The sequence below is a fragment of the Prevotella melaninogenica genome (genome assembly GCF_018127925.1).
Lineage (GTDB): Bacteria > Bacteroidota > Bacteroidia > Bacteroidales > Bacteroidaceae > Prevotella > Prevotella melaninogenica_C.
Map to the genome: position 1 here is coordinate 471,717 of NZ_CP072348.1, position 26,245 is coordinate 497,961.

Sequence of the window (26,245 nt, forward strand, 5' to 3'; positions counted from 1 at the left end):
TCTTTGGATTAAAGGTGAAGCTCAACATCTTTGCCAAAAGGTGCAAGGGATAGTCCAGCCATTTTGAAGTGTTGCTTGGCAAATGGAATACCTATAATCGTAATGGCAAGGAGGATACCAAAGAGAATGTGGGTTAAGCATGCCCATAAACCACCAAAGATAATCCAAATGATATTGAGTGGAATGGTGATACAGCCTGAAAGACTTTCTCCTTCTCTCACTTCTGCACCAAAAGGCCATAGGCACAAGAGTCCGAGCTTGAACGTTTGTACTGCAGCTGGTATGCCGATAATGGTGATGGCAAGTGCTAAACTACCTGTAAAATAACCGATAGCAGCCTCTAATCCGCCAAATATCCACCAAATAATGTTTCCAAGAATACGCATAAATTGATTGTTGAATTAAGATGTTAATATGTAGATGTTCCCTCTGCTTGAATGTTATAAGCTAAGTTTTAAACCAGAATTTAATAGCATCTTACTTTCATGCAGGTGTCATATTGAGTTGTATAGAGCGTCAACACTATTGGTGCGAACCATTAGCACCATTGGTGCGGAGCCTCAGCACATCAGCTAAAAGTAAGGAGAATGATCCGTTATGGTCGTTACATTATATGAATAAGATGCTAATAACTAATCTATGCAGCTTATGTTCAATAGACAACAGAAATCGTTTATAAGGATTATATGAAGTCTGTTATTTCTTCTAATGCCTTCCTTTTCTTTTCATTCAATGGACAATTATCAGCGATATGTCCAATAGGAATGATGGCAATAGGTTCAAAACCTTTATATGGAAAGGTCTCTTTCAGTTTGGCTACATTAAAGTTACATACCCAACAACTACCTAAGCCTCGCTCTGTTGCAGCCAAGCAAAGATGTTCAGTAGCAATGGCAACATCAATATCGCCATGCTGCTTGTTGTCTTCTTGGCGTATCCAGTTATTGTCAACCTCACGCATACAAATGATGTAGAGCGGTGCCGACTTGAACCATTCACGGTCGTAGCATTCTTGTAGCTGCTTGCGCGCCTCATCCGACTTCACAACTACAAATTTCCATGGCTGTTTGTTGACAGCCGATGGTGCCATACGTGTCACCTCAAGGATATATTGTAAGTCCTCTTCTGATACCGGGGTGTCACTATACTTACGTACAGAAAAGCGCTTTTTAGATAGTTCTAATATGTTCATAACCTGATAAATATAAGCTTTCCAATGTGGATTTAGCCATGAAGTATTTTGTTGTTTATTCTTTCACTATAAAGGATTTTACTTATTGTAATTCCTCTTTATAATATAGTATCGCCTTAATGGCAATCTGTTCCGCTTCCTCGATGGTGCAATTTAGTCTTCCACCTGATGCGTCAGCATGACCGCCACCATTGAAGAATTTTCCTGCCATAGGTTGACAGTGGAAGCCATTGCAAGAACGAAGACTCACGAGTACAGTCTTAGGTTTCTCTGTATCTTCTCGCAATGAGATACTTAGTTTGAGTCCTTTAATCTGCTGTGGAATATTAACAAGTCCCTCCATGTCACCCTTGATGAAATGGAACTGTGTCATCTCTTCTTTTGTTACGGTATAATAGGATGCGTGCAACTCCTCAATCACCTTCATCTTGTTGAGGATGATGTGTGCACGGAGGCGGAGGGCATTGGTAGAGTAGTTATGGAATACACGGTTATAAATCTCGTCCTTATCAATGTTCTTTGCAAGAAGTTGACCGATAATATAGAATATCTCTGGGCGTGACGAATTATAGGTGAAGCCACCTGTGTCGGTCATCATACCACAATAAATGCAGGACGCACATTGGGTTGTCATCTTCTCGTAGCCATCTAACTGACTAATCAGACGGAAGACAATCTCACATGTACTTGACATTTCTGGATGTGAGACTGTCAATGCGTTGTTTGTTTCAGGTTCTAAGTGGTGGTCGATGAGTAGGCGAGGGGCTGTGGAAGACTCCAAAACTTCTTGCATTGCATCTACACGTGAGTTTTGGTTGAAGTCAAGACAGCAAACAAGATCTGCTTCCTTAAACGCCTTCTCAACCTCCTTTGGTCGTCTGTCATAACGAATAACGGAATTATGGCCTGGAAGCCAATGCAGGAAGTCTGGTGTAGCGTCAGGCATACACACCTTAACGTTGGTCTTACCAATCTGGTTTAGGTAATGCATCCATGCCAGTGACGAACCTGTTGCGTCACCATCTGGTGACTTATGCGCACAGATTACTATGTTTGTTGCATTGGAAAGAAGATTGCGAAGTGTTGCAATCTCTTCTTGATTTAGTAGGTTTAATTCCATTATAGCTGTAAGCTTTGGTGTGTGTTTGAAAGGTGTTTGGGTGTTATACCCGATGTGTGTAGAGATGAGAGAAATAAAAAGCCCTGCCTGGATACCCGTCTTACATCTTGATATACCGAAGAATGTATGCGGAGATAGTACCCAGGCAGGGTTATGAATTAGAACAATTTAGCTGGATAGGTTCCATCGTCAACCAGTGACTGAATCTTTTCAACCACGCTCTGACGATCGGCAGCGTATGTTACGCCAAACCACTTGCTGGTAGTGTCAAGCACCTTCACGGTAGATGTACCATCGTTGATGAGCTTGTTTACCATCAATGGGATGAAGTATTCAGACTTCTTATTCTCCATGTTCTTTGGATCAGAGAGGAACTCCTTGAAGTATGCCTCGCTGTACTCGAAGTAGTCTGGTGTGAAGCCCCATACATTCATAGATACTGGAGTGTTCTCACCTACAGCAACCCACTCGCCATTGTCGTCTTTATACTTGATTTCGCCATCGCGACGCTCAATCTCTGTACGCTCAACAACAGTTGTCAAGTGTCCTTCTGCATCGGTAGAGCAGATACCACGAGCAACAGTACCATTCTCGCTCAGTGTGTTACCTACGCGGAAACCAACCATTGCATACTTATCTCTTGCACCTTCTGGGAGGTCGGCAAGGAACTTACCGATAACCTTGAAGCAATCACGATTATAGAAGTCGTCACAGTTGATAACGCAGAAAGGCTCTTTGATAACATCCTTTGCCATCAATACCGCATGGTTGGTGCCCCATGGCTTCTCACGACCTTCTGGTACAGAGAATCCTTCTGGCAATGCATCGATACTCTGGAAAACAAGTTCTGCAGGGATATGACCCTCATACTTTGAGAGAACCTGGCTGCGGAACTGCTCCTCGAAATCCTTACGGATAACAAAAACAATCTTACCAAATCCTGCTTGGATTGCATCATAGATAGAGTAGTCCATAATGGTCTCGCCATTAGGACCCAATTCGTCGAGCTGCTTTAGCCCGCCGTAGCGGCTTCCCATACCTGCCGCAAGGAGTAATAACGTAGGTTTCATTTTCTTTTTTATATCGTTAAATTATATATTATGTTCTGATTGCAAAGGTAAGAAAAATATGGGATATATAATTATTTTATGTTATGAATTATGAGAGTTAAGTTTGTTGAGGTTTCTGTATATCCTGCCATTCTGTCTATTTTCATCTATATCAGAGGTGAGACCTCTCTTTGCCCTCTTTTCCACAGCAAGAGACACGGTTACCGAGATACCTCGTATAAGGATGTTGAAATAGAGGAACGCAAAAAAACTTGCCCCTTAACACCAAGAGTGGTGACAGGGGCAAGAAAACGAAAATTAAATTAATAAATTAAAAAGTATTGCTATTGATATCACATCAAGGGCATATCTCAAAAACATGAAAAAAATCATTAATTCAGAATCTTTCAAAACCAAGTTTGTTTTCAATTCTGTTCTTTTCAATTAAGCGTATAAATACTTTCGCGTTCTGTGAGATTTATACGGTGTCTGGTACAGGTCCATTTTCTTCTTTCTTTTCCTTTTTCTTCTTATCTTTCCCTGCCTCTTCTGTCTTTCTCACCGATTCGTAAGAGTTTACAGACAGCTCACTTTTCAATTCTCTTCCTGGCGTAAAGACCACGCGCGGCTTAATCGTCTCGGTCTTAAAAGCCTTTTCCGTTGCAGCTCCCTCGCTTGACAGTGTTAGGCGCATTGTGCCAAATTCTCCTAACTGCACGCTAAAGCCATCACGGAGATAATGAGGCAGACAATCCATAAAGTTCGCCAGCACGTTTTCAATGTCACCACGGGTCAGCGAAGAACGCCCCGCAATGTCATGTGCAATATCCCACAGCGTCTTCTTACCCACGTTTACAGGACTTGCATAAAACTTTCCAGGACCTGTCTTGGTGCCTGGTTTTCTTCTTTCAATCAATTTGATTTTCATTGTGTTTAAGATTTTATTAGTTATTATTTACTTATGCTGCACTTTGCAGCAACACGTCTTTCATTAGTTTCGTTTCTTATACCGAGCATCATTAGCTTAAGTAAAAGCGTTTTTATTCACTATTCAAAAGAAATAAAAACCTCCGCAAAGCTTGGAAAACCCGCACGATGCGGAGGCTTAAAACGCATATTAGGTCAGAGTAAAAATTCTAACGGGTCGGAAGAAAATTTCTAACCTGTTAGAAATTTCTCGCTAACACGTTCCCCGTAAATTTATAACACGTTAGAAATTTTCTTGCAACGGGTTAGATTTTCTCTTATCTCTTATCCTCCTTTATCCCATTAGGCTCCCTCCCCCTTTACTTCCCTTAGGTCAGTGACCGTTGGTTTGGGGAGGGTCGGGGTGGGGCTTTTAGGACTACTGAAACGCCTCTGCCCTGAACCCGTTGTAGCGGTAGTAGTTGTTGTTCACGTTGACGTAACCACTGCCGAAGGCCAGGCCGTACGCGAAGTTACTAACCCATGGGTAAGCACTCGACGACCAATAGTTGCCGCTGCTGCCAACGTTGGTCAGCAGACCAGAGTTGTAGGAACCCAAGGCGGGCAGGTAGAAATATTTGTTTGCATCGGATGCAGATGGGAGGCCTGCGTTGTTGATACTACTGTTAGTGTTGTTATAATACCTGTATGTTGTACGTAAGTCAGTTGTATTATCAGCAGATTTCTCTGTATCGTAATTACCCTCTGCCAGTAGTACAGACTTCTTCTTAAACCACATGCCACCTTTATATAAATGACCCATAGTTGTCCATAACTCGTCTGCGTCCCAACGTGGATCGCCGTACACGCAATACCAAGACATCTCGTTGGCATTTGGTACGTTGTAAAATGAGATGTGGGTAGCATCAAATCTACCAGAACCACCGCCCTCGTTATACCAACGAGACACATCACTGTTACTCTGAGGGTAATTTGGGGAGCTGTTGTAGTTTAGTGTTGGCTGACCTGTGTTTCCTGACAAGTGCCTTGTCCATTCGTAACCATACCAATATTGCTGCTGCGCATCCCACATGTAGTAATGGTCGCCGTCGTAATTCTTTACGTCAAGCGATGCAGTCATATCGTAGTACGTGTTAGAAGCGTAAGCGGTGGCAGGAAGCGTCTTTGTAATAGTACCCTCAACGTTGGTTGCTACGTCTTTTACCCAATAACGTACTTTTAAGGTATGAGTGCCTGGCTTAATCACCATGTATGCACCGTTAGTAGTTACGTTAGCTGCGCTGTTAGTCAGTGGGAAGCCGTTAGGGTTGCTGCTGCTACCGCTTGTGGTTAAGACTATCTTGTCTCCGTTTGTTACTGTGGAAGCGACCAAAGCACCTGTTGTCGTATTGACGGTGTATTTCTCTGCAATATCATTGTCAGAACTTACCTCTACCTTAGTTAGGTAACAGTTATGCAGAATTGTGTTACTTGTGTAAGGCTGGAAAACTAAGTAAGCTGGCTGATGCTCTAACACGAACTCAAACTGTTGCTTGCCCGTTACCTTATTTGCTGTAGCAGTACCGTAATCGCCGGCGGTGCCGAAATGCTCGGTGTTGTCTGGCTTTGTTTGTGTTTGAGCAGTAGAAATCGTTACTTGGCTGCCGTTACTATTCTTACCCAAGTAATAAACCTTATAACTCGTGTGTGCTGTAAACTTGCCCGGTACTTTATACTTAAAAGAAGCTACCTTACTGGTTGGGGCATTGCTACTCTTCTGCAATACGTTATTATCATCCTTTACGTAGATATAGTCGCCAGCTTCCCAAGAGAAATCACTGCTATTATAATCTAATGATGTGCGGGTCTTTGTCTCGTCACCTGCTACGAAAGTCGTTAGGTTCTTGTCGTTATCCTCATTGGGGTTCGTTGGGTTCTGTGCCACATCCTCATTAGCGCAGGATGTAAAAGCCAAGGCTATACCAAATACAAGTGCCAAGGACTTTAGTTGTAATGTGAATGAATGTCGTTTCATTGTTTTCTTCATTGTTACTTTGTTCTCTTTGTTAATAACTCTCTGTTAGTCTTCCCATGAAGATGTGTTTTCATCTTCAAAGTCTTCCACATTCCATTGACTTGCTTTAGCAGCAGCAGATGGCCCAGTAGCATGGTTTGCCTTTTTGTGCTGACTGGGGAAGGACGTATCCATCAAATAAGTGGTTTCGTTTACCTGAACTATTTCACACTTTGGTGCAGAATAGTTCTTCTTTTGTTTCTTTTTCTCCATTGTTTTATCAATTAAAATAGTTATTATTTCGTGCTTAATTTCTTCTTATTTCGTTTATGTAGGGACACAAAAAAGCGAACAAAGGAAACTCCGAAAAGTCCTTTGTTTACAGGGGTTGCACGGCACGCCTCGCGCGCGTATGCGAGAAGAAAAAAGTGGGGAGGTTAGGCCTGGCCTATATGAGAGAGAGAGAGAGAGAGTACAAAATTATTTGGAACTACCAAATAATTTGCGATATTTTTTTCATCTTTCTTCGTTAAAGAATCTAATGCAGCACAAAGCGTGTTTACACCTTTATTTCCTAAGGTGCAAATATTTGCTGGATTAATATTCTTTATGACTCTCATCGTTATTGCGAGTTAATTTTAATTTAACTGGGCGCAAAGGTAGTGACAATATTCGAAATAAACAAGAAATTAGCAAAAAATATAAAAACAATTATCTTTCCTTGCTTTACGTATTACCTTATATAATAGCAAACATCTTTGCAGAAGGTTTGAATTATGAGGGTTAAGTCCTTTTACCTCTTCGCCTTTTCACCTTTAACTTAAAACGATAATTCGTCTTTTTAAGTCTCTCAGTCTTTGACACGCATTGGAATAAAGTTTTGAAGGTGGGCGAAAGAGAAAAGAGGGTCAGCCACGTTTCATAAGTTTAGAACGCTCTTTGGGTGAGAACTTCTCTATTGCATAACGTAGCATGGTACGGGGCATGTCTGCTCGATGGCTCATCACGTAATCATAAAGTCGCTCAGGATTACGCTTTCCAGCTTCACGAAGCATCCAACCAATAGCTTTGTGCATGAGGTCGTGTGGGTGTTGCATCATGAGGTCGCTAAGTGCATAGGTGTCTTCTAATTGTCCTTTACGAATGAATGCGTATGTTGATACGATAGCGATACGATTATCCCATAGTAGTGGACTTTGAGCTAAATGATAAAGAATGTCACGTGATTTGTCAAGTAAGTATTCGCCTATGATGAAGCGACAAGATAGGTCAACAAGGTCCCAGTTATTGATTCGCTTAGTTTGAGAAAGGTAAAGATTGAATAGCTCTTTGCGTAAAGCTTCGTCTTTTTTCTTACTTTTCTCTACCATTATGATTAAGGCACAAAGGCGCACTTCATGCCATTCTGACTGTATCAGCTCCCGTATCTCCTCTATGGATATGTCTTTGTGTAACTTGGCAATAGCTCTGATATTGGGTACGGTAACACCTAAGAAACGGTCGCCTTCACCATATTCTCCTTTGCCAGCCTTAAAGAACTTAGGGAATATTTCTCGCTTCTCCGCATCTGATAGTGCTTGAAGTTTATTTGTTATAGTCTTGGTAAGTTGCTTCATTGTTAACCCTTTATTAATTTACCAACTTCTTTTCTCATGCAAAGATAATTATTTTTTTTTTTTAGTCGAATAGGTAAGAAGAACTGACAGATTGTCAGTAAGTCCTTTTGGCATAGTTTTCGTATAATTGAAAGCGAAATGACTTGGTGACAGGTCATATACAGAATGAAAATTAAAATCTTAAAACATATACAATTATGACAATTAAACCTTTAGCAGACAGAGTCCTCGTGCTTCCAGCACAGGCAGAAGAGAAAGTTGGTGGTATTATAATTCCAGATACAGCCAAGGAGAAACCACAGCGTGGTAAGGTTGTAGCTGTTGGTAATGGTACCAAGGATGAAGAGATGGTTCTCAAAGTTGGCGACGAAGTACTCTATGGTAAGTATGCTGGTACAGAGCTTGAGAATGAAGGAGAGAAATATCTGATGATGCGTCAGAGTGATGTATTAGCAGTTATTGAATAAAATAGCCTTTGCTTATTAAAGAATGTAATACTCTTACCTTATATATATAAGGTGACGATAAGCAAAGCATAACTAAACAATAATAATAAGGAATAAACAAAATGGCAAAAGAGATAAAATTCAATTCAGATGCACGTGAACTCTTGAAGAGTGGTGTTGATCAGTTGGCAAATGCAGTGAAGGTAACACTCGGCCCTAAGGGGCGTAATGTTGTTATCGGTAAGAAGTTTGGTGCTCCACAGATTACTAAGGACGGTGTTACCGTGGCTAAGGAGGTAGAGCTTGAGGATAACTTTGAGAATGCAGGTGCACAGCTTGTTAAGAGTGTTGCAAGCAAGACTGGTGATGATGCTGGTGATGGTACAACAACAGCAACTATCCTCACACAGGCTATTGTTACTGAAGGATTGAAGAATGTTACAGCAGGTGCAAACCCAATGGACCTTAAGCGTGGTATCGACAAGGCTGTAGCTAAGGTTGTTGATCATATTAAGGCTTCTGCAGAGGTAGTTGGTGACAACTATGACAAGATTGAGCAGGTAGCTACTGTAAGTGCTAACAACGACCCTGAAATTGGTAAGTTGCTCGCAGATGCTATGCGTAAGGTGTCTAAGGATGGTGTTATCACTATCGAAGAGAGCAAGACTCGTGAGACAAGTATCGGTGTTGTTGAGGGTATGCAGTTCGATCGTGGTTACCTCTCTGGTTACTTCGTAACAGATACAGATAAGATGGAGTGTGATATGGAGAACCCATATATTCTCATCTACGATAAGAAGATTTCAAACGTTAAGGACTTCCTTCCAATCCTCCAGCCAGCAGCTGAGAGTGGTCGTCCATTGTTGGTAATTGCTGAGGATGTAGATTCAGAGGCTTTGACAACATTGGTTGTAAACCGTCTTCGTGCAGGTTTGAAGATTTGTGCTGTTAAGGCTCCAGGCTTTGGCGACCGTCGCAAAGCAATGCTTGAGGATATCGCAGTATTGACAGGTGGTGTAGTTATCAGCGAGGAGAAGGGCCTTTCACTTGATAAGGCAACTCTTGAGATGTTGGGTACAGCTAAGAAGGTTACCATTTCTAAGGACAATACAACAATCGTTGATGGTGCTGGTGAGAAGGAAGCAATCAAGGATCGTGTGGCTCAAATTAAGAACGAGATTGCAGCTTCAACAAGCTCATACGATAAGGAGAAGTTGCAGGAGCGCTTGGCTAAGCTCTCTGGTGGTGTAGCTGTTCTCTATGTTGGTGCTAACTCTGAGGTAGAAATGAAGGAGAAGAAGGATCGTGTTGACGATGCTCTTTGCGCTACTCGTGCTGCAATGGAGGAGGGTGTAGTTGTTGGTGGTGGTACCACATACATCCGTGCTCAGGAGGCATTGAAGGACCTTAAGGGTGAGAATGCTGACGAGCAGACAGGTATCAATATTGTTTGTCGTGCTATTGAGGAGCCTCTCCGTCAGATTATCGCTAATGCAGGTGGTGAAGGTGCTGTTGTAGTAAATAAGGTTCGTGAGGGTAAGGGTGACTATGGTTACAATGCTCGTAAGGATGTTTATGAGGACCTTCGTGCTGCAGGTGTTATCGACCCAGCTAAGGTTTCTCGTGTTGCACTTGAGAATGCAGCTTCAATCGCAGGTATGTTCCTGACAACTGAGTGTCTTATTGTAGACAAGGTTGAGGATACACCAGCTATGCCAGCTGCTCCTGGAATGGGCGGTATGATGTAATAAGCTTTTTATCAAGATATTATAAAATAAAAGGAAGACATTTATAGGGTCTTCCTTTTATTTTTTATTAATACGTTGTGTTCCTTATTATTTTTAGCTGTCTATTTATAGCTGAGTTCTGTTCCTTTATTTATACTTAAAAGTTCCACTTTCTTATCGGTAATATTTATGTGAACTTGAACAAAGTTACGCCCTCCATGATTACCATATGCTGTGTTAAAGATTGTTTGGTATTTACTTTTTATTATTCCTTGGTCATTGTGGACTTCGTATGCATACAAATTAACAAAGACATATTTCATATACATTTTCTGATATCCGAAATATTGAACAAAATAGTGGTCATATGGCAATGTATTGTTGCTACTATTCAGCTCTTTCTTTAGAATTGTCTCAAATGCTCTGTATTCCTGCTTTGTAAGCTTATAATAAGAACAATTATCCCATAGTTTGAATGGTTTTCCGTCCATCCATGTTATCATACCTTTGTAAGACATTTCTTGAGGTCTTTTATTCTTAGAATCAATAGCCCAAATATATTTCTTTCTTTTTCTAATTGCTATCCATAAGAAGAAAGACAAAAGAAAAGTGGACCAAGGAACAATTATACTATAAATTGTTTCACTATTTGTGAAAACCTGATCTCTTTCTACATCGTAGTATAGAGGAGTATTTTCAATGTCAGATTCTTGGCTATGAGATATTCCTACGTAATATTTTTTATTGTTATATAATATGTTTATAGTTACACCATTTCTGTTACCCCCTCGAGATATAATTTGGTCTCTTTTAATAAAGATAGGATGAGTGGTAGCAATAACTTCTTTTTTATGGTAATAATCAATAGAACAAAGAATAGAATAAAGTAGCACTAAAGCCTGTATTATGCTAATGTATATGCCTACTTTATTAAAGTAATGTTTAATCATTTCCTGCTATAATTTTGTTTTATCATTTGTTTAATAGTTTATACTATCTTTCTTTTAACTCGTAATAATATAGTTTCGAAGATGTGGAAAGTGGGAACAAAAGGCGAGGAATATTATTTCCCTCTGTGGAATTCACCACAATATTAGAAAGCAAACTTCTTCACGACAACTCGACATCCAATGTAAGGCTGAATGCTGGCAGCCATTCAAATGTTATGCGTTATATTGCAATATGTCTACGATAATATTCTTTCTTCTGAAAGTGTAGAGAAATTAAATATATTATTTTCAAGGGCAAATATACAACTTTATTTCGTAAATGTACTTTTAAGCAATAAGAAAATGAGATGGTACATTATGTGTTATTTTACAAATGTTACATATGGAATTACTGTGAAAAACCTAATCTAATTTTAATTACTGTCATTTTTAAGATTCTGCGTAAATTGTTTATTGTTAGATGCTTAGTTGGAGAAAAGAGGTGATAGGAGTGACAGTACAATAGAAAAGGTGTGTAGTTCTCTTTTGTATTTTGAATTATTGCTGTCCGGTAAAAATAAACTGAAAGTTCTGTATCTCTTTATTCATCGGTGTTGCAGCCGTTTTACTTATCCAGGGGCTTGGTTTTTAGTTTTAAACTGTAAGCATTATAAAATGCGCTTATATTGACAAGGAAAGCCCTATAATAACCAAATAAATTAATGAAATCATAAGTTTAAGCCTATTTTATCTAACACAAATAACTCCAAAAAAGTTTTATCGGACACCAATAATTTTGAATTGTAAAGATATGTCGATCCGTAGCGTGTATAGATGTTTGGCAGTAAGGATATTCAAGGCAATTATATGTCAATTTTAATGTGAGTTTGTTAGAATGTTGTATATAATATCTCTTATTTTGTCAATGTCAACAAAGTATTTTAATATTATGATATAGATAGACATCCCCAATATAATGCATATCGGTAGTATTAAGAAGAAGCAATAAGTTGGGATTATCCTATTAAATTTATGCTGAGAATATTTCTTATATAAACGCTCTACCATCTTCTTATTTCCATATTCATTGTAACAAAACCTAAGATTGAAATGAAATATAAAATAAAAAACGCGGTGTTAATTCTACCACCTTTCCGTGTTATCTCGGGTACGACACCTGCTATCGGAAGAAGAACAAACATAAGTACGCATGATAAATACAAAATACTATTTAACATAGCAGAATCATGTTTTGCTTTATAAGCCATATGTATCCTAAAAAATATATAATTTATAATCATCTGATTCTATCTTATTACCAATTAAGTACTCGACCATTTATATTGTGTTCCCTATAACGTTTAGCTTCTTTCCTCATTGGAATCAATCCCATGAAATCTAAGATTCTAATAGGATTCGCATAGACCGTTTAACGTAAGGTTCATTGATAGTAACTATTCAGCGATAATAAACGTTGAATATCAAGAAATTATAAACGTAACATTGTGGCAAAAAGGCTCGAAATGACATTCTTTATTAGAATTTGCATGTATCTATTTATGTAACTTATTGATAATCAATAATAGTTTATACACCTTATCGCTGAATAGTTACAAAATTCCATGCTATATAATGAATCTTAAAAATAAAATGAGTAATAAAGAAACAAATTAAAGAACGATGGCTTATAATGAAATTACTGGATATAATTTTAGAATAAGTTACAAAAACGTTTAATGGACTTTGAACAAGATAGGAGTTATGGACTGGTATCAAATAAAGAAATATTTATATTATACTCATGATGATTATGTCAGAGATATAATTGCTCTACATCTTAGCCCAAGTTTAACCGGCAAAATTATTTTTCATAAATTTTCGGGATGTTTTGTGTAGTATCAATTTGATAAATGATTGATAATCAAGTGTAGGGTATTGTTGCGAGGAGTAAAATCTGATTTGTAGGACACAGCCATATCAAAATTATTTTGCTTTCTATGTCAAAAACCTCCAATATTTCTTATTTTAACTATTTATTTAACATTTACACTTTGCGTTGCCACGCAGATGTTGTCAGATTGATACATGCAACCATTTCTGACCATTGCTGTTATAATGGCAATCATCTTATTCTTGACATTATTCAGTGCAACCATCGGTTTCTTTCCTCGTTCTATAAGCCTTTGATAATACTTTGCAATCTGTGGACAAGTTCGTACAGCGGCTAATGCAGCCTGTGTGAGGAGCGATTTGAGCATCTTATTAGCTATAAAGCCCACTCGTGGATCAGTGTGTACGCTTGTGCCAGAATCACGTCCAAAAGGTGCTATACCATAGTAGCAAGCAATCTTTCTTGGGTTGTATGCGAACTCGCGTAAAGTTGTTCGTATATACCATTAAACTGACAGCGTTGATAGTCCCAACACCAGGCATAGATGTGACAATGGCAAAAATACTATAGAGTTGGTCATCTGATTCGATATATTCCTTTATCTTTTCATCACACTTGGCTATTTCCTTATTTATCTCTGTAATGATATGTCTGGCACTCTGAGATATAGTATTCTTGATAGGCGATTTCTCTTGTGTAAAACGTTTCTCAATTCGTCTTACTTGAAAGCTGTACCTGTGACGTACAAGGTGATGACGACACAAGAAAAGTTCCCGTAATCCACTCAAAGCAGGGCTTAAGGGTTCATATAACTGCGCCTTATCCTCAAAGCGGAGAGCATACTCAGCAATCATAAATGCGTCAACAGCATCATTCTTTATACGCTTCAAAGGGAATGTGCGTTTGATGGTTAGTGCATTCTCTATCCACACGTCATACCCCTGAGCATATAGCCAGTCGCTCATCATACGGCTGTATCCACCCGTAGTTTCGCCACAGAACAACCAAGAGGAGCATGTTTTTTCCTCAACCACAGACTTAATCCACTTAATCATCTTACGATAACCACTCACTTTATTGTCGAACACTGCATGCACTTGCATAGATGTAGACTTAACGATAATAGCTACATCGAATTTTTCTTTTGAGAAATCAATGCCAATTAAAACTTTCTTCATATCTTTGCATTTTATGGAAGGCTAGCCAATAGTTGTTGGACTCAAAACTCTAAATAGGCTCGCAGCCTAGACTTTCTATCAGGTCTTTGCAACTATACAGGATGGACTAAAGCAAAAGCTGGATTTGAATTCCTTGTTACTTTAAAGTTTCCCTATCCTGTAGGCTGGTTCTTCCTTTTGACAACAAAGGTAATGAATCAACCTTGTTTTCTAAAGGATTTTTATACCCTCTTTAAGTTTCTTGCTGCAAACTTAGAGTTACTTTGCACTCATGCACGCAAATGTACAGACACGATTCAACCCTGCCACAGGGGACATGGCTCCTTATTATCGCATCAAGGAGTCATATCGTGATGTGCAGGGTCATGTACATTCGCTAATTCTGTTGAATATCGGGTTCGAACCTTCACTTACTGCTGTACAGGTTCGAAAAATTGCATACGCTCTTACCGAACGCTTCAAAAATAGAAGTACACCCTCGCTTTTCAAAGAACATCTTGACGGTCTTACTCCTATTGAACAGGCAAAGGCTGACGAATGGTGGATCCGTATGGAGAAAGAAGGTGGAATCGATCGGTTTAATAAGGAAGAGCAGAAGTCGCTGAGAAAATATGAGAACTATATTGACCTTGAGACGGCAAACTATACTGACGCAAGGAATGTTGGTGCAGAGTGGCTCTGCAAGCAGACAATAGACAAGCTACAATTAGAGGGTTTTCTGCGCAAAAACGGGTGGACGGAGAATGCGATACACACGGCTTTGTCAGCATTGATTGTTCGCACGGTATATGCAGTTTCTGAACGTTCATCTTATTATTATTTGCGCGATAACTCGGCTGCCGCTGAACTTTATAGTGGAGTTCCTGGCTGGACACCAGGAATCAATTCTCTGTATAAAATCACTGATAAATTATATGAACTAAAGGAACAGTTAGAGCATCATCTGTGCAGCATTACTGACGCTCTCTTTAATATAGACAACAAGTTGATGCTCTTCGACTTAACCAACTTCTATTTCGAGGGCAGCAAGCGTAACAGCAACAAGGCCAAGTTCGGTCGTTCAAAAGAAAAACGCTCTGACTGTAAGCTACTTGTACTTGCATTATGTATCAATAAAGAAGGTTTTATACGTTATTCTTCTATCTTAGAGGGTAATACAGCAGATCCCAAGTCTCTACCCAATATGATTGATACGCTGGCAAAGAGGAATCCATCAAGAACAAAGGATACGCTCGTTGTCATGGATGCAGGTGTTGCCACGGAAGAGAACTTGGAGTTAATAAAGAAAAAGGGTTACAATTATCTCTGCGTATCCCGTACGAAAATGAAGGACTATACGCTCAGTGATGATAACAAGAGCGTTACAGTAATGGATGCCCGTCGACAGAAGATAACGCTGAAAGAGGTTAAGACAGAGGATGATGAGGATTATTATCTCGAAATAACATCTCCTTCGAAAGCTATGACAGAGTCGTCCATGAACAGGGTTTGGAGAGAGCGTTTTGAGATGGAACTGCAGAGGATAAACGAAGGAATCTCCAAGAAAGGTGGAACAAAAACCTATGAAAAGGTTGTTGAACGTACAGGACGTGCCATACAGAAGTACCTCCTCCGCAGCAATGTCAGGACACTTTCTGAACGTGTAACATGGGAATACTACAATCTCATTCGTGAGATAGAATGTACGAACAGACAACTAAAGAATGATCTCAACCTCCGTCCAATCTATCATCAGAAAGATGAGCGAAGCGACGCACACCTTTTCTTCGGTTTATTAGCCTACTGGGTGGTAAACACTATCCGTTGTCAATTAAAACGAGAAGGAGAATCCTGTTACTGGACCGAGATAGTACGACGTATGAGCATCCAAAAGCTCGTCACCACAAAAGGGAAGAATCCATTAGGTGAAACCATCGAGATGCGCCAATGTAGTAGTCCTTCGAAGCAAGCAAAACAGATATACGATAAGTTGAACTTAAAACACTCACCATTCAAAAAGAATAAAATTTGTAGGACACAGAGCCCATAAGAAAAATGAGGAAAGTACGGTGACAGTAACAATTAGGCGAAGGTGGGTATTAAACTTGGGTTAAGGCTTTTGTCAACTACTATCTTTATTTTCTTTTGATGTTTCTTCTTATTATGTTGAAACCAATCAATTGAAGAATAAGTAACTATTTTGAGCGGTGAGCTACATGTTGGTATGTGCTCACCGTTCTTATGATTAAGGTTAGTAGTGATAAGTATCCTTTTAAGTTAAACTGCCTGTTAAAGACTAAACTGATTTTGTTTTATAGTTGAGTAGCTTGTCTATCTTTGTATTAAAGGTATAGAGGGCTATGTTAAGTTACATAAATAGACCAGCAATATAGAATTATGGTATAGTGTATATATTTATAGCGCTTATGTAAATAACAATTATTTGAAAATACGGATGCTATTTTGTACCTTTGTAACTAATCCTAATTATTATAGCATGTTAAAATCACGATAGGATAAAACAGAATGAAGCAAATCAATAAAACGAAAATGAAACGTACCTTTGTAACTAAGATGGTAAAGCCAATAGAAGAGAATTCTCTTTTCTTTATGTTTATGCTGTTGGTTGGTGCCTTTACGAATGTGAGTCATCGTAATGTTTTTGGTTATATAGAATTGATTGCAGATGTATATATTATTTGTTTTTTACTGAGTTTTTGTCAACGAACAATACGTCAAGGGTTGGTGATTTTGTTGAGTAGTATTATTTATGTGGTAGCCATAATAGATACTTGTTGTAAGACACTCTTTGATACTCCAATTACACCGACAATGCTTCTTTTAGCACAAGAGACTACAGGCAGAGAGGCAACAGAGTTTTTCTTGCAATATCTTAATCTAAAACTTTTCTTTTCTGCAGCTGATATTATTCTTTTTCTTGCACTCTGTCATATTGTTATGGCGGTAAAGAAGATGAAGTTTCCAACCTCTTATCTCAAACAACCTTTTGTTACCTTTGTTTTAATGTTTACAATCTTTGTAGGAATAGCTTTAAGTATTTATGATAAGGTTCAGCTTTATACTGTTAAGAATCTTTCAGGACTTGAGGTTGCTGTTACTAATGGGTTTGCACATCTTTATCATCCAGTCGAACGTATTGTTTATGGACTTTATTCAAACCACTTGATAGCAAAACAGGTTGATGGAGTCATTATGGCTAATCAGCAAATAAAAGTAGATTCATGTTCTTTCGCATCTCCTACAATTGTACTTGTTATAGGTGAAAGTGCCAACCGACACCATTCTCAACTGTATGGCTATCCTTTGCCAACAACGCCTTATCAACTTGCCATGAAGAATGGTAAAGATTCGTTAGCAGTGTTTACTAATGTTGTTTCACCATGGAATCTAACGAGTAAAGTGTTCAAGCAAATATTCTCATTGCAATCCGTTGACGAGAAAGGTGATTGGAGTAATTATGTACTCTTTCCTGCGGTGTTTAAAAAAGCAGGGTATCATGTTAGTTTCTTGTCTAATCAATTTCCGTATGGTATTAACTATACACCTGATTGGACGAATAATCTTGTAGGTGGTTTCTTCTTAAATCATCCACAATTAAACAAGCAAATGTTTGATTATAGAAATGTCACGATTCATAACTATGATGAGGACCTATTAAAAGATTATAAAGATATCATTAGCTATAAGAAGCCGCAACTGATAATCTTTCATCTTTTAGGACAGCATTTTCAATACTCATTGCGTTGTAAAAGTAATATGAAGAAGTTTGGAATAAAGGATTATAAACGTATGGACTTGACAGATAAAGAGAAACAAACTATTGCAGACTACGATAATGCAACGCTTTATAATGATTTTGTATTGAACAAGATAGTAGAACAGTTCCGTAACAAGGATGCCATTATAGTCTACTTGTCTGACCATGGAGAGGATTGCTATGGTAAAGATGTAAATATGGCTGGTAGGTTAACTGAAGTTGAACAAATCAATCTCAAGAAGTATCACGAAGAGTTTGAAATACCTTTCTGGATATGGTGTTCGCCTGTATATAAGCAGAAACACCGTAAGATCTTTACGGAAACATTGTTGGCAAGAAATAATAAGTTTATGACAGATGACCTACCACATCTGTTGCTTTATCTGGCTGGAATAAAGATAAAAGACTACTGTGAAGAGAGGAATGTCATCTCTCCAAGTTTCAACAACAATCGTCGTCGTCTTGTTTTGAAGACTATTGACTATGATAAAGCGTTATATCAATAAGATGTTTTTATAGTGCTGTTTGGTAGAGTTGTCCTATATTAGTTATTTATAAAGCATTTTACAGTTTTCTTTATAATAACCAAAACGGGACTCTTTGACAATTTTCAGCTAATGTGTTGTTATTCCGCACATAGCGTGTTGATGCTCCGCACATATTGTGTTGTTGGTTAACACCAATTGTGCTGAGCGCTAAACATCTTGCAAAATGTCACCAAAGTAGCTTCAACTTATTGTTATAAACAAGTTGTACTACAAAGAATTTACTTAATCTACTGGGTCAGTAGCTTATTTCGTAAAGTTGATAAGATACCACTTCAAGGAGATACTATTCTTTCTTTTATCCTATAAGAGTAGAATAATGCAGTTGAAATAAAATTCAATGAATAACTTATGTCTACTTAAACTAACAACTCTTATTTTCTTTTTTCACCCTCCACGATTGGTTTCTGTGCATTCATTTTGTGCAATTTAGATGTGAGATGTTTGTAAAGGCGAGCAACGATTTGAGGATGCGAAGAGGCAAGGTTGTTCTTCTCAGACAGGTCGCTTGATAGATCATATAGTTCTTTTTGACCTGTAAGATACGAATAAATCAATTTCCATTGCCCTTCACGAATGGCACAATTAAGACTGATTCCCAATCCCTCTCCATCCCAAATGTTAGGATAGTTCCATATCAGTTGTCGCTTCTTATCACCTTGTTGTTTACCACGAAGAATAGGTGTAATGTCTTGTCCGTCTATTTTTTGTGGTACATGATAGTTCTTAATTTCAGCCATGGAGAGTAAGGTAGGGTAGAGGTCCTCTATGATGATAGGTGCATGAGAGCGAGTATTTGGTTTTACAATATTGTTCCATTTTACAATAAAGGGAACTCTTATACCTCCTTCATACAGAGAACCTTTACCACTCTTGAGTGGTGCATTCTGAGTGTAAAGTTCTCCATCCCGCCAATAGGATGATGAGGCGAGTCCTCCATTATCGCTCATAAAGATGATGACTGTCTCTCGCTTAAGTCCTGCCTTTGCTACCCAATCCATGAGATCTCCCAAACTTTTATCCATTCCTGCAATCAATGAAGCGTAAGCAGCTTCCTTCTCCGAAAGACCACGTGCACGATACGTAGGGTAAAAACGCATATCTCGATCGATTGGTACGTGCACAGCGTAATGAGACATATAGAGATAGAAAGGTTGGTCGTATTTCTTAGCCTTCTCTAATGATGCTATTGCCTCTTGTGTAAGGGCTTCTGTGGCAAAGATACCAGTACTCCAATAACGTTCCAAGCCTGGAATAGCGAATGGAGATGTGGGTTTGCCATCTTTTGTAAAACCATAGTTACGTTCGCTTAAATAGGTAGCTAATCCACCAGCTGCCGTACCTGTAATGTTTATGTCAAAGCCAAAATGGCACGGATTCTCACCCGGAGTGTCAATAGCTCCCCAGTGTGCTTTTCCGCAATGTATGGTATGATAGCCTGCATTTTTTAGGAGTTGTACAAAGGATATAGCCTTTGTCGTATGTGCGACATTACCGCTTTGCGCAATACCATTATAATTCCAATCAGGTAATGTTACGCCATCTCGTTTCCCATCTGTCATCTTATCGCGATGTAAAGTCCAATTCGTTACCCGATGGCGAGCCATATTCATACCTGTCATCAGACTACATCTGGAGGGCGAACTGATAGGAGTTGCATAAGCATCTGTAAACATCATCCCCTCGGAAGCAAGTCTTTCCATGTTAGGTGTATCGTATTTCCGATTATTGGCAGTAATCGAATCGGCAAAGGGAAGGGATGTGTCCTGCCATCCCATGTCGTCTACCATGAACAAGATAATATTGGGTTGTGTATTTACTTGTTGTGCTTTGGCTGGGAAGGAAATGCCGAGAGCAGCTATTGAACTTGTAACTAATAGGGTAGAAGAGTGCTTTGAATTATATAAGGTATAGTTGTTCATTGTTGTATCAATCATTGATAGGGGTTTTTAGATAGAGTACAAAGTTAAAAAGAAAGTTGCTAATCACCACATAAATATGATGAAGTTCTTAAATTCTTTTGCTATAAAGTTATTGAGAGTGTCCTATAGTAGATGCATGATATGGTTAAACTACCAAATATATAGGGATACATCAAGGATTATAAAGGGAGAAAAGTTTATTTATGGAATATAGTAAATAGGATTCTGGCTGGAATGGTCTTAATAAAAAAAGTCAGACTGCGGACAGTCTGACTTAATTGTATCATTTTTCTAAACAAAGAACGATGGTTATAACCACCTTTATTTTTTTACTGCCCATTGGAATGTACTACATGGTAATCCTACCTCATTCACAAGGTTGGCACGTGTAAAAGGTTGCCATCCATAACGAACATAGAGTGGGCGTGTTACAGAAGACGACTTAACAAGAATTGTGTTAGATGATGTTATTTGTGCTTCTGCTGGATAATAGATGCCATCTGCACCTGCTACCTCAAAGCCAATAAGGCGACTGCCCTTAGCTGATAGTGACTTTGCGTGAATAAACTGCAATTCAATTCCATTGTCTTTTGCTAATACAGAATGACAGATAGGACCATCAGATTCTATGTTGTAGTCATAACTATGGTGTAAAGCCTGTAAGCCAAGTCGCTCACCGACAGGCTTTTTGTTCGTGTAATGTACATCTAAGGAATCACCCACATCTGTTGTAACAGCCATCCAGGTATTACGTAGTCTTGATGCCATACGACGCTGAGAATCGCGGAAACGTGGCCATGAAGGACGATTCAGGCTGGAGAGCTGTACGAAATAAAATGGTAGCTCTGGGTCATGGAAGAAGTTACGCCAACTCTTCTGTAACATTGGGAAGAGACGTTCGTGTAGTTCCATGTTATGTGCATTGGACTCACCTTGGTACCAAACAATTCCCTTGATACTATATCCTTTTAGTGGAAGCATACCAGTCTCGAACATATAGGCTGGTGCATAAGGATGACGTTGCAGTGGGTTCTTACTTACGCTGATGTTTTGCAATGCTCGCTCACGTGCCCATTTCATTCCGAAATCTCCATGATACCAATCACGAAGAATAGCTGGCATACGTTGTTCTAAAGTATGGCGGTCAATCCATGACTCTGTAGTGGTACCACCAACAGCATTACAGATGATACCTACTGGGACCTGCAAACTGTCTGCTAAATTCTTTCCAAAGTGATAAGCTACAGCAGAGAAGCCACCCAAAGATTCTCGAGAGCAGTTACGCCATGGTCCAATATGGAGGTACTGATGACGATTTACAGAGTCGCAAGCATTAGCAGACCATGCTACGGCTGTCGTTGGGTAGATAGCTGACATATTAAAAAGATGTAAGTGTGTCTGACTGTCAGCCTCATTCAAGTCTTGTGTCCTGCTCTGTACAGCATTTACAGGTAACTCCATGTTTGATTGTCCTGAGCAAAGCCACACTTCACCAACGTATATGTCTTTAATAGTAAGCTTTTCTTTCTTCGTACTTATTTGGGCTTTATAAGGTCCACCAGCTTTCTCTGCAGGGAAGGTTACCTTCCACTTTCCTGCATCATTTGTTATAGTTGAAAGCATATGGCCATTGAAGTTGACCTTAACCGTTTCACCTGCATTGGCTTTTCCGCGGAAAACAATAGGCTTGTTGCGCTGAATGACCATGCCATCCGTATACAATGGAGAAAGGGAAAGCCTACCATAGTTGCCTGTTAAGGCTCCATAGACTGTCTCTGCAATAATCTTTGCACCCTCAGCATTCGGGTGAATAGCATCGGCAAGAAGGTCGGGACGACTATATAGAGGTGTGTTTAAGTCAATGAGTGGAACTCGTGTTGCAGTAGCCACTTGTCGTATATGTTTCTGAATCTGTGCATGCCAGTCGCGTGTACCACTCTCAAAACGTGGATGACGCTCAAAGATAGGGGTCATAAGACAAATCCAAATCTTTGCTTTAGGATTCGCCTGACAGAAACTATCAATCAAATGGATGTAATCAGCATTAAATTCTTCACTGTACTCAGGCCAGTTTCGTGGATCGGTATCATTGAGCCCAAGGTGGATAATGACAAGGTCTGCCTTGAAGTTCAAAGCTTCTTGGTACTCTTGTTGGTCGACATAGGGACGATGTCCATGTTGTAGTAGTGTAGTTCCAGAGTGTCCGAAGTTTCTGACTTCATATTTATCTCCTAACAGCTTCTGTAGTTGTGCTGGATAACAATTCTTCTCTCTATCGGTAATTGTCATTCCCCATGTCACACTATTTCCTACACATGCTACCTTGATTTTGCCATCTGCAACAGCAGTCAAAACCATAAGGAGCAGTCCAAACAACACGATTGTTCTTTTCTTCATAATCATTTATTAATGTAGTAATGGAAGGTTTTGCTTTTACTTAATATTTAAGTTATACATAAATTCTTTGCAAAGTTAATTATAATCTATGAATAAAGGAAACACTATGGATTACAAAAACATTTTAATGGGTAAATTATTATACAAAAGGATCGGTAGTGTGATGAAAAAGTATAGACGCGCAACTATTCATATAGCATTACAAAAGGTTATTAATATACAAGTGGAATAACTTAAATTTCTGAACTTTTAAATAACAAAAACCCTTATGAAACAAGAAGTTCGAGACTTATTTAGTTAAAAATAGATTTTGCATAAACATGTGTTCGCACACATCATTATAATGAAAAAATAATCTACTGAAAGTTTGCATGTAACGCGAAAATAATATATCTTTGTAACTGTTATCCTGAAAACAATCTTTTACCTTTAAAAGACTAATACCTATTGAGTAAAGAAAGCGATTACCTGTGAAGGTCATCGCTTTTTCTTTTAGCTCTAATATAGGCTTATGAAATTGTGTGCTTAAGAGGGTAGACTTGCAACTGGGTTTTAGGACTGACCCAAAATAGGGCTCATAAGGTTATAATGGGTAATAAAAAAAGAGCGGCCTCTTGCGAGAACCGCCCTGATGAAAGGAGGAGTGGTACCACCAGGAATCGAACCGGGGACACAAGGATTTTCAGTCCTTTGCTCTACCAACTGAGCTATGGCACCATCGTTATTTGCAATCAATTTTTGTAGCGTTTGTGTTTCTTTCTCAATTGCGATGCAAAGGTAGTACTTTTATTTTATTCCTCCAAGTTTTTCTAAAAAAAAATGTTTCTATTCACATCCTTTAACAGGTTGGCTATTTCTCGTAACTATTCAGCGATAATTGATATATATTATCAAACCTTAAATAAGGCTTGAATCGCATTATATGGAGTTTTGTCGTGCTTCTTAGCTGTTTCTACAATCGAATGAAGTTCAAGGAAAGCGTCTGCTCCGAAGTCTGAACGAAAAGCACAGGAGTTCTTCAGTTTGATTTTTAGCTTGCGTATTCCACGTTCACTTCCATTATTGTCAAATGGTATCATCGGATTTTCGAGGAAATTGAAAATGTAATCTCTGCATTTGACCAAGCCTTTTCTGAACGTAATAAACTTTTTACCAAGCTCCTCTATATTCTGTTTGAGTAGATTGTCTAAACGTCGGGTCCATGACACCTTGTCTATAACGTTGTTCGGATTGGTATTCCGCTCGTGAATGGCTTCACGGAACAGATTGGTTACTTTCCCAGACCACTCTTGCTTAGTGTTCAACTCTGAGAGATATTGCAGTTCGCGCAGTAAGTGAGCAAGGCATACCTGATGATTGAGGAAATGGAGTGCAAAGTATGCGCTATGGCGGTCGGTAACGGCAGTCATTCGTTCCAGGCTATCGCCAAATTTGTCTGCTAATACCTTCGACCCTCTTCCATTAGCACGGAAAAGCAGTGTGTAATAAACGGTTTGTGCAATCCATGCCCAGTCGAGTCTTTTCTTACAGTACAAGCCGCTCTCATCGAAACCAACAACTGCTGATGACTTAATATATCCTTTAATTTTATCAATCACAGGTTGCGCATTTCTCTTTGCCTCATTTACCCAGTTCACCAGTGAGCCTTCGCTTGGAGTGAGTCCAAATACCTCACGCAAAAAACTTGCTATGCGACCGTAAGGAAGAAATTGTACGACACTCAGATAAACCACTAAGGACTTTATGCTTGAATCATATACCACGTTGTTTGACCGCCGTCTCGGTACTGTCCGAATACGTTCACCACAGTTCTTGCATACCATCACATAGTGTCGGATTTCCTTGATTACGGGCTTCAACTCTGGAATGGAAATAACCTGCGTCACATAATCAAGCACACGTTCTGCATCTGATAAAGATTCTCCGCAACGAGTGCAATAGTTGGGTATCTCATCAATTATCTCGTCAGGTATGGAAGAGTAAGACAACTTATGCCCATCATGCCCCTTTTGTCCTCCCGGCTTCTTACCACTTGGCTTACGGAGGCTTCTTGTTCTTCTGATAACCTCATCCTTTATACGCTCCTTGCTTGGAGGAGTGCTGCTGTTATTAGAGTTTTTGTCAGGTTTTTCATACTTAGCTAAGCGTTCCCGTAAGTTTATAAGTTCCGTATCTTTCTTGCGAATTTGGAGGTTCAAAGCATTTATGTTACGGTTCAATTTGATAATCTCGGCATACTGCTGATTAACAGTTGCACGTAATAATCGCATCTCTTCCGTCATGCCTTGTAATACTTTTGATATGTCCGTAACCTGCTCTTTCATAGGTATAAAGGTACAAAGAAAATCTGAAATACGCAAGAAAAACAAGCATATTTATAGCCTTTATACTAAGATTTTAGAGGAGAAAATACAGACTGATCAATACCGCTGAATAGTTACTATTTCTCGTTTATAGGCCAACCTTGTGCCTTCAACTCAAACTCGTTACCATCACGAGCAATAAGGAATGCACCCAGGCTTTCTTTTGTTATATAACCTATCTGTCTGATATTCTCCATCTTATCAATCTTCTCATGATCACCGATAGGTACTGTAAAAAGAAGTTCATAGTCTTCCCCACCATTCAAAGCTGCTGTTGTAAGGTTCATATTGAATTCTTCGCAGGTTGCTGCAGTTTGATAATCGATAGGAATATTCTTTTCATAAATTCTACAACCGCAGTGACTTTTTTCGCAAATATGTTTTAACTCACTTGCCAAACCATCTGAAATATCAATCATAGAGGTTGGGTGTATACCTGCTGTGCGCAGTTGATTGAGAACATCACCACGTGCTTCAGGTTTCAACTGACGGTCAATAAGATATTCTTTACCTGCAAAATCAGGCTGAAAATCCTCAATGACTGCACGTTCTTGACGCAAAGCTTCGAGTCGTTTCTCATCTTTATTACTTTGTGCTTCTTTTACCTTATTATTATATTCCTGGACCTGCTGGTAGTAGACTGTCTTTTCGCGTTCGAGAATCTGTAAACCCATGTAGGCAGAACCAAGGTCACCGGTAACGCAGATAAGATCGGTCTCGTTTGCTCCACTACGATAGACGATATCATCTTTTGCAGCTTCACCAATACAAGTGAGGTTAATAGCAAGTCCCGTATATGAAGAAGTCGTGTCACCTCCAACAATATCTACATTCCATTTAGTACAAGCTTTGTTCAATCCTGCATAGAACTGATCAAGGTTTTCTACTTTGAAACGTTTTCCAAGTCCTAATGAAACGATGAGTTGCCGTGGCTGTCCGTTCATAGCGAAGATGTTACTCATAGCTATCATAGCCACCTTGTAGGCAAGATGTTCCATGTCTATGTAAGTTAAATCGAACTGTACACCCTCCATGAACATCTGTGAAGAGACAAGTGTTTCTTTATCTGAATAGTGTAAAACAGCAGCATCATCACCCACGCCCATAATGGTAGAGTTGTTGATTGGTTGTATATCTTTTGTGAGACGGTTGATTAGTCCGAATTCACCAAGGTCTTTTATTTCCATTTACTT

The 26,245-nt window shown here is 39.1% G+C and carries 20 protein-coding genes and 1 tRNA gene; 4 read left to right on the forward strand and 17 right to left on the reverse strand.

Annotated elements, in window-relative coordinates; translation table 11 throughout:
- Positions 1 to 8: 8 nt before the first annotated feature.
- From J4861_RS07415 to J4861_RS07450, 9 genes are all read right to left on the reverse strand, one after another.
- Positions 9 to 386 (reverse strand): YccF domain-containing protein, encoded by a 378-nt coding sequence (locus J4861_RS07415; RefSeq protein WP_211817459.1) that lies wholly within the window; start codon positions 384 to 386, stop codon positions 9 to 11.
- 296 nt (positions 387 to 682) lie between these two features.
- A complete protein-coding gene (locus J4861_RS07420) occupies positions 683 to 1,192 on the reverse strand; it encodes a nitroreductase family protein (protein ID WP_211817460.1) in 510 nt (169 codons plus the stop codon).
- Between the two features lie 82 nt (positions 1,193 to 1,274).
- Positions 1,275 to 2,312 (reverse strand): DHH family phosphoesterase, encoded by a 1,038-nt coding sequence (locus J4861_RS07425; protein WP_211817461.1) that lies wholly within the window; start codon positions 2,310 to 2,312, stop codon positions 1,275 to 1,277.
- A gap of 158 nt (positions 2,313 to 2,470) precedes the next feature.
- The gene (locus J4861_RS07430) at positions 2,471 to 3,382 is read right to left on the reverse strand and encodes a glycosyltransferase family protein (protein ID WP_211817462.1); all 912 of its coding nucleotides are present in this window, start codon (positions 3,380 to 3,382) and stop codon (positions 2,471 to 2,473) included.
- Positions 3,383 to 3,839: 457 nt separating this feature from the next.
- Complete coding sequence (locus J4861_RS07435) at positions 3,840 to 4,289, reverse strand: HU family DNA-binding protein (protein ID WP_211817463.1); 450 nt, start codon at positions 4,287 to 4,289, stop codon at positions 3,840 to 3,842.
- Positions 4,290 to 4,706: 417 nt separating this feature from the next.
- Positions 4,707 to 6,314 carry a hypothetical protein gene (locus J4861_RS07440; protein ID WP_211817464.1) on the reverse strand — a complete coding sequence of 536 codons (1,608 nt, stop codon included), beginning with the start codon at positions 6,312 to 6,314 and terminating at the stop codon, positions 4,707 to 4,709.
- 33 nt (positions 6,315 to 6,347) lie between these two features.
- Complete coding sequence (locus J4861_RS07445; protein WP_211817465.1) at positions 6,348 to 6,554, reverse strand: hypothetical protein; 207 nt, start codon at positions 6,552 to 6,554, stop codon at positions 6,348 to 6,350.
- A 164-nt stretch (positions 6,555 to 6,718) separates the two neighbouring features.
- Positions 6,719 to 6,901, reverse strand: coding sequence for a hypothetical protein (locus tag J4861_RS13385; protein WP_249110912.1), 183 nt, complete (start codon positions 6,899 to 6,901; stop codon positions 6,719 to 6,721).
- A 288-nt stretch (positions 6,902 to 7,189) separates the two neighbouring features.
- Positions 7,190 to 7,897: a DNA alkylation repair protein gene (locus J4861_RS07450; protein ID WP_211817466.1), complete on the reverse strand. Its 708-nt coding sequence runs from the start codon at positions 7,895 to 7,897 to the stop codon at positions 7,190 to 7,192.
- A 197-nt stretch (positions 7,898 to 8,094) separates the two neighbouring features.
- On the opposite strand from J4861_RS07450, the gene J4861_RS07455 reads away from it, so the two are divergent.
- Positions 8,095 to 8,364, forward strand: a complete 270-nt coding sequence (locus tag J4861_RS07455; protein WP_211817467.1) for a co-chaperone GroES — start codon at positions 8,095 to 8,097, stop codon at positions 8,362 to 8,364.
- 101 nt (positions 8,365 to 8,465) lie between these two features.
- A complete protein-coding gene (gene groL / locus J4861_RS07460) occupies positions 8,466 to 10,091 on the forward strand; it encodes a chaperonin GroEL (protein WP_013263821.1) in 1,626 nt (541 codons plus the stop codon).
- A gap of 101 nt (positions 10,092 to 10,192) precedes the next feature.
- Here groL and J4861_RS07465 read toward each other — a convergent pair whose 3' ends face one another.
- The 3 genes from J4861_RS07465 to J4861_RS07470 all read right to left on the reverse strand — a co-directional run bounded on the left by J4861_RS07465 (position 10,193) and on the right by J4861_RS07470 (position 14,068).
- A complete protein-coding gene (locus J4861_RS07465; protein ID WP_211817468.1) occupies positions 10,193 to 11,020 on the reverse strand; it encodes a hypothetical protein in 828 nt (275 codons plus the stop codon).
- Positions 11,021 to 13,032: 2,012 nt separating this feature from the next.
- Positions 13,033 to 13,389 carry a transposase gene (locus J4861_RS13390; RefSeq protein WP_346267022.1) on the reverse strand — a complete coding sequence of 119 codons (357 nt, stop codon included), beginning with the start codon at positions 13,387 to 13,389 and terminating at the stop codon, positions 13,033 to 13,035.
- The gene (locus J4861_RS07470) at positions 13,310 to 14,068 is read right to left on the reverse strand and encodes an IS110 family transposase (protein ID WP_249110783.1); all 759 of its coding nucleotides are present in this window, start codon (positions 14,066 to 14,068) and stop codon (positions 13,310 to 13,312) included. The genes J4861_RS13390 and J4861_RS07470 overlap by 80 nt, the downstream gene beginning before the upstream one ends.
- A 271-nt stretch (positions 14,069 to 14,339) precedes the next feature.
- On the opposite strand from J4861_RS07470, the gene J4861_RS07475 reads away from it, so the two are divergent.
- Together J4861_RS07475 and J4861_RS07480 are read left to right on the forward strand one after the other, a co-directional pair.
- Positions 14,340 to 16,097 (forward strand): IS1634 family transposase, encoded by a 1,758-nt coding sequence (locus tag J4861_RS07475; protein ID WP_211817469.1) that lies wholly within the window; start codon positions 14,340 to 14,342, stop codon positions 16,095 to 16,097.
- 476 nt (positions 16,098 to 16,573) lie between these two features.
- On the forward strand, positions 16,574 to 18,331 hold the full coding sequence (locus J4861_RS07480) for a phosphoethanolamine transferase (RefSeq protein WP_211817470.1): 1,758 nt from the start codon (positions 16,574 to 16,576) through the stop codon (positions 18,329 to 18,331).
- A 413-nt stretch (positions 18,332 to 18,744) separates the two neighbouring features.
- On the opposite strand, the gene J4861_RS07485 is transcribed toward J4861_RS07480, so the two are convergent.
- From J4861_RS07485 to J4861_RS07505, 5 genes are all read right to left on the reverse strand, one after another.
- Entirely contained in the window at positions 18,745 to 20,307 is a 1,563-nt protein-coding gene (locus J4861_RS07485) for a sulfatase (protein ID WP_211817471.1), read from the reverse strand.
- Between the two features lie 306 nt (positions 20,308 to 20,613).
- Positions 20,614 to 22,695 carry a GDSL-type esterase/lipase family protein gene (locus J4861_RS07490; protein WP_211817472.1) on the reverse strand — a complete coding sequence of 694 codons (2,082 nt, stop codon included), beginning with the start codon at positions 22,693 to 22,695 and terminating at the stop codon, positions 20,614 to 20,616.
- A gap of 638 nt (positions 22,696 to 23,333) precedes the next feature.
- Positions 23,334 to 23,406, reverse strand: a tRNA-Phe gene (locus tag J4861_RS07495).
- 173 nt (positions 23,407 to 23,579) lie between these two features.
- Positions 23,580 to 25,013 (reverse strand): IS66 family transposase, encoded by a 1,434-nt coding sequence (gene tnpC / locus J4861_RS07500; RefSeq protein WP_211815788.1) that lies wholly within the window; start codon positions 25,011 to 25,013, stop codon positions 23,580 to 23,582.
- A gap of 116 nt (positions 25,014 to 25,129) precedes the next feature.
- Positions 25,130 to 26,239 carry a thiamine-phosphate kinase gene (locus J4861_RS07505; protein ID WP_211817473.1) on the reverse strand — a complete coding sequence of 370 codons (1,110 nt, stop codon included), beginning with the start codon at positions 26,237 to 26,239 and terminating at the stop codon, positions 25,130 to 25,132.
- Positions 26,240 to 26,245 lie beyond the last annotated feature (6 nt).

Excerpts from the sequence above, each read along its gene's own strand:
- J4861_RS07415 (WP_211817459.1), bottom strand. The coding sequence starts at position 386 with ATGCGTATTCTTGGAAACATTATTTGGTGGATATTTGGCGGATTAGAG.
- J4861_RS07420 (WP_211817460.1), bottom strand. The coding sequence starts at position 1,192 with ATGAACATATTAGAACTATCTAAAAAGCGCTTTTCTGTACGTAAGTAT.
- J4861_RS07425 (WP_211817461.1), bottom strand. The coding sequence starts at position 2,312 with ATGGAATTAAACCTACTAAATCAAGAAGAGATTGCAACACTTCGCAAT.
- J4861_RS07430 (WP_211817462.1), bottom strand. The coding sequence starts at position 3,382 with ATGAAACCTACGTTATTACTCCTTGCGGCAGGTATGGGAAGCCGCTAC.
- J4861_RS07435 (WP_211817463.1), bottom strand. The coding sequence starts at position 4,289 with ATGAAAATCAAATTGATTGAAAGAAGAAAACCAGGCACCAAGACAGGT.
- J4861_RS07440 (WP_211817464.1), bottom strand. The coding sequence starts at position 6,314 with ATGAAGAAAACAATGAAACGACATTCATTCACATTACAACTAAAGTCC.
- J4861_RS07445 (WP_211817465.1), bottom strand. The coding sequence starts at position 6,554 with ATGGAGAAAAAGAAACAAAAGAAGAACTATTCTGCACCAAAGTGTGAA.
- J4861_RS13385 (WP_249110912.1), bottom strand. The coding sequence starts at position 6,901 with ATGAGAGTCATAAAGAATATTAATCCAGCAAATATTTGCACCTTAGGA.
- J4861_RS07450 (WP_211817466.1), bottom strand. The coding sequence starts at position 7,897 with ATGAAGCAACTTACCAAGACTATAACAAATAAACTTCAAGCACTATCA.
- J4861_RS07455 (WP_211817467.1), top strand. The coding sequence starts at position 8,095 with ATGACAATTAAACCTTTAGCAGACAGAGTCCTCGTGCTTCCAGCACAG.
- groL (WP_013263821.1), top strand. The coding sequence starts at position 8,466 with ATGGCAAAAGAGATAAAATTCAATTCAGATGCACGTGAACTCTTGAAG.
- J4861_RS07465 (WP_211817468.1), bottom strand. The coding sequence starts at position 11,020 with ATGATTAAACATTACTTTAATAAAGTAGGCATATACATTAGCATAATA.
- J4861_RS07470 (WP_249110783.1), bottom strand. The coding sequence starts at position 14,068 with ATGAAGAAAGTTTTAATTGGCATTGATTTCTCAAAAGAAAAATTCGAT.
- J4861_RS07475 (WP_211817469.1), top strand. The coding sequence starts at position 14,340 with ATGCACGCAAATGTACAGACACGATTCAACCCTGCCACAGGGGACATG.
- J4861_RS07480 (WP_211817470.1), top strand. The coding sequence starts at position 16,574 with ATGAAGCAAATCAATAAAACGAAAATGAAACGTACCTTTGTAACTAAG.
- J4861_RS07485 (WP_211817471.1), bottom strand. The coding sequence starts at position 20,307 with ATGATTGATACAACAATGAACAACTATACCTTATATAATTCAAAGCAC.
- J4861_RS07490 (WP_211817472.1), bottom strand. The coding sequence starts at position 22,695 with ATGATTATGAAGAAAAGAACAATCGTGTTGTTTGGACTGCTCCTTATG.
- tnpC (WP_211815788.1), bottom strand. The coding sequence starts at position 25,013 with ATGAAAGAGCAGGTTACGGACATATCAAAAGTATTACAAGGCATGACG.
- J4861_RS07505 (WP_211817473.1), bottom strand. The coding sequence starts at position 26,239 with ATGGAAATAAAAGACCTTGGTGAATTCGGACTAATCAACCGTCTCACA.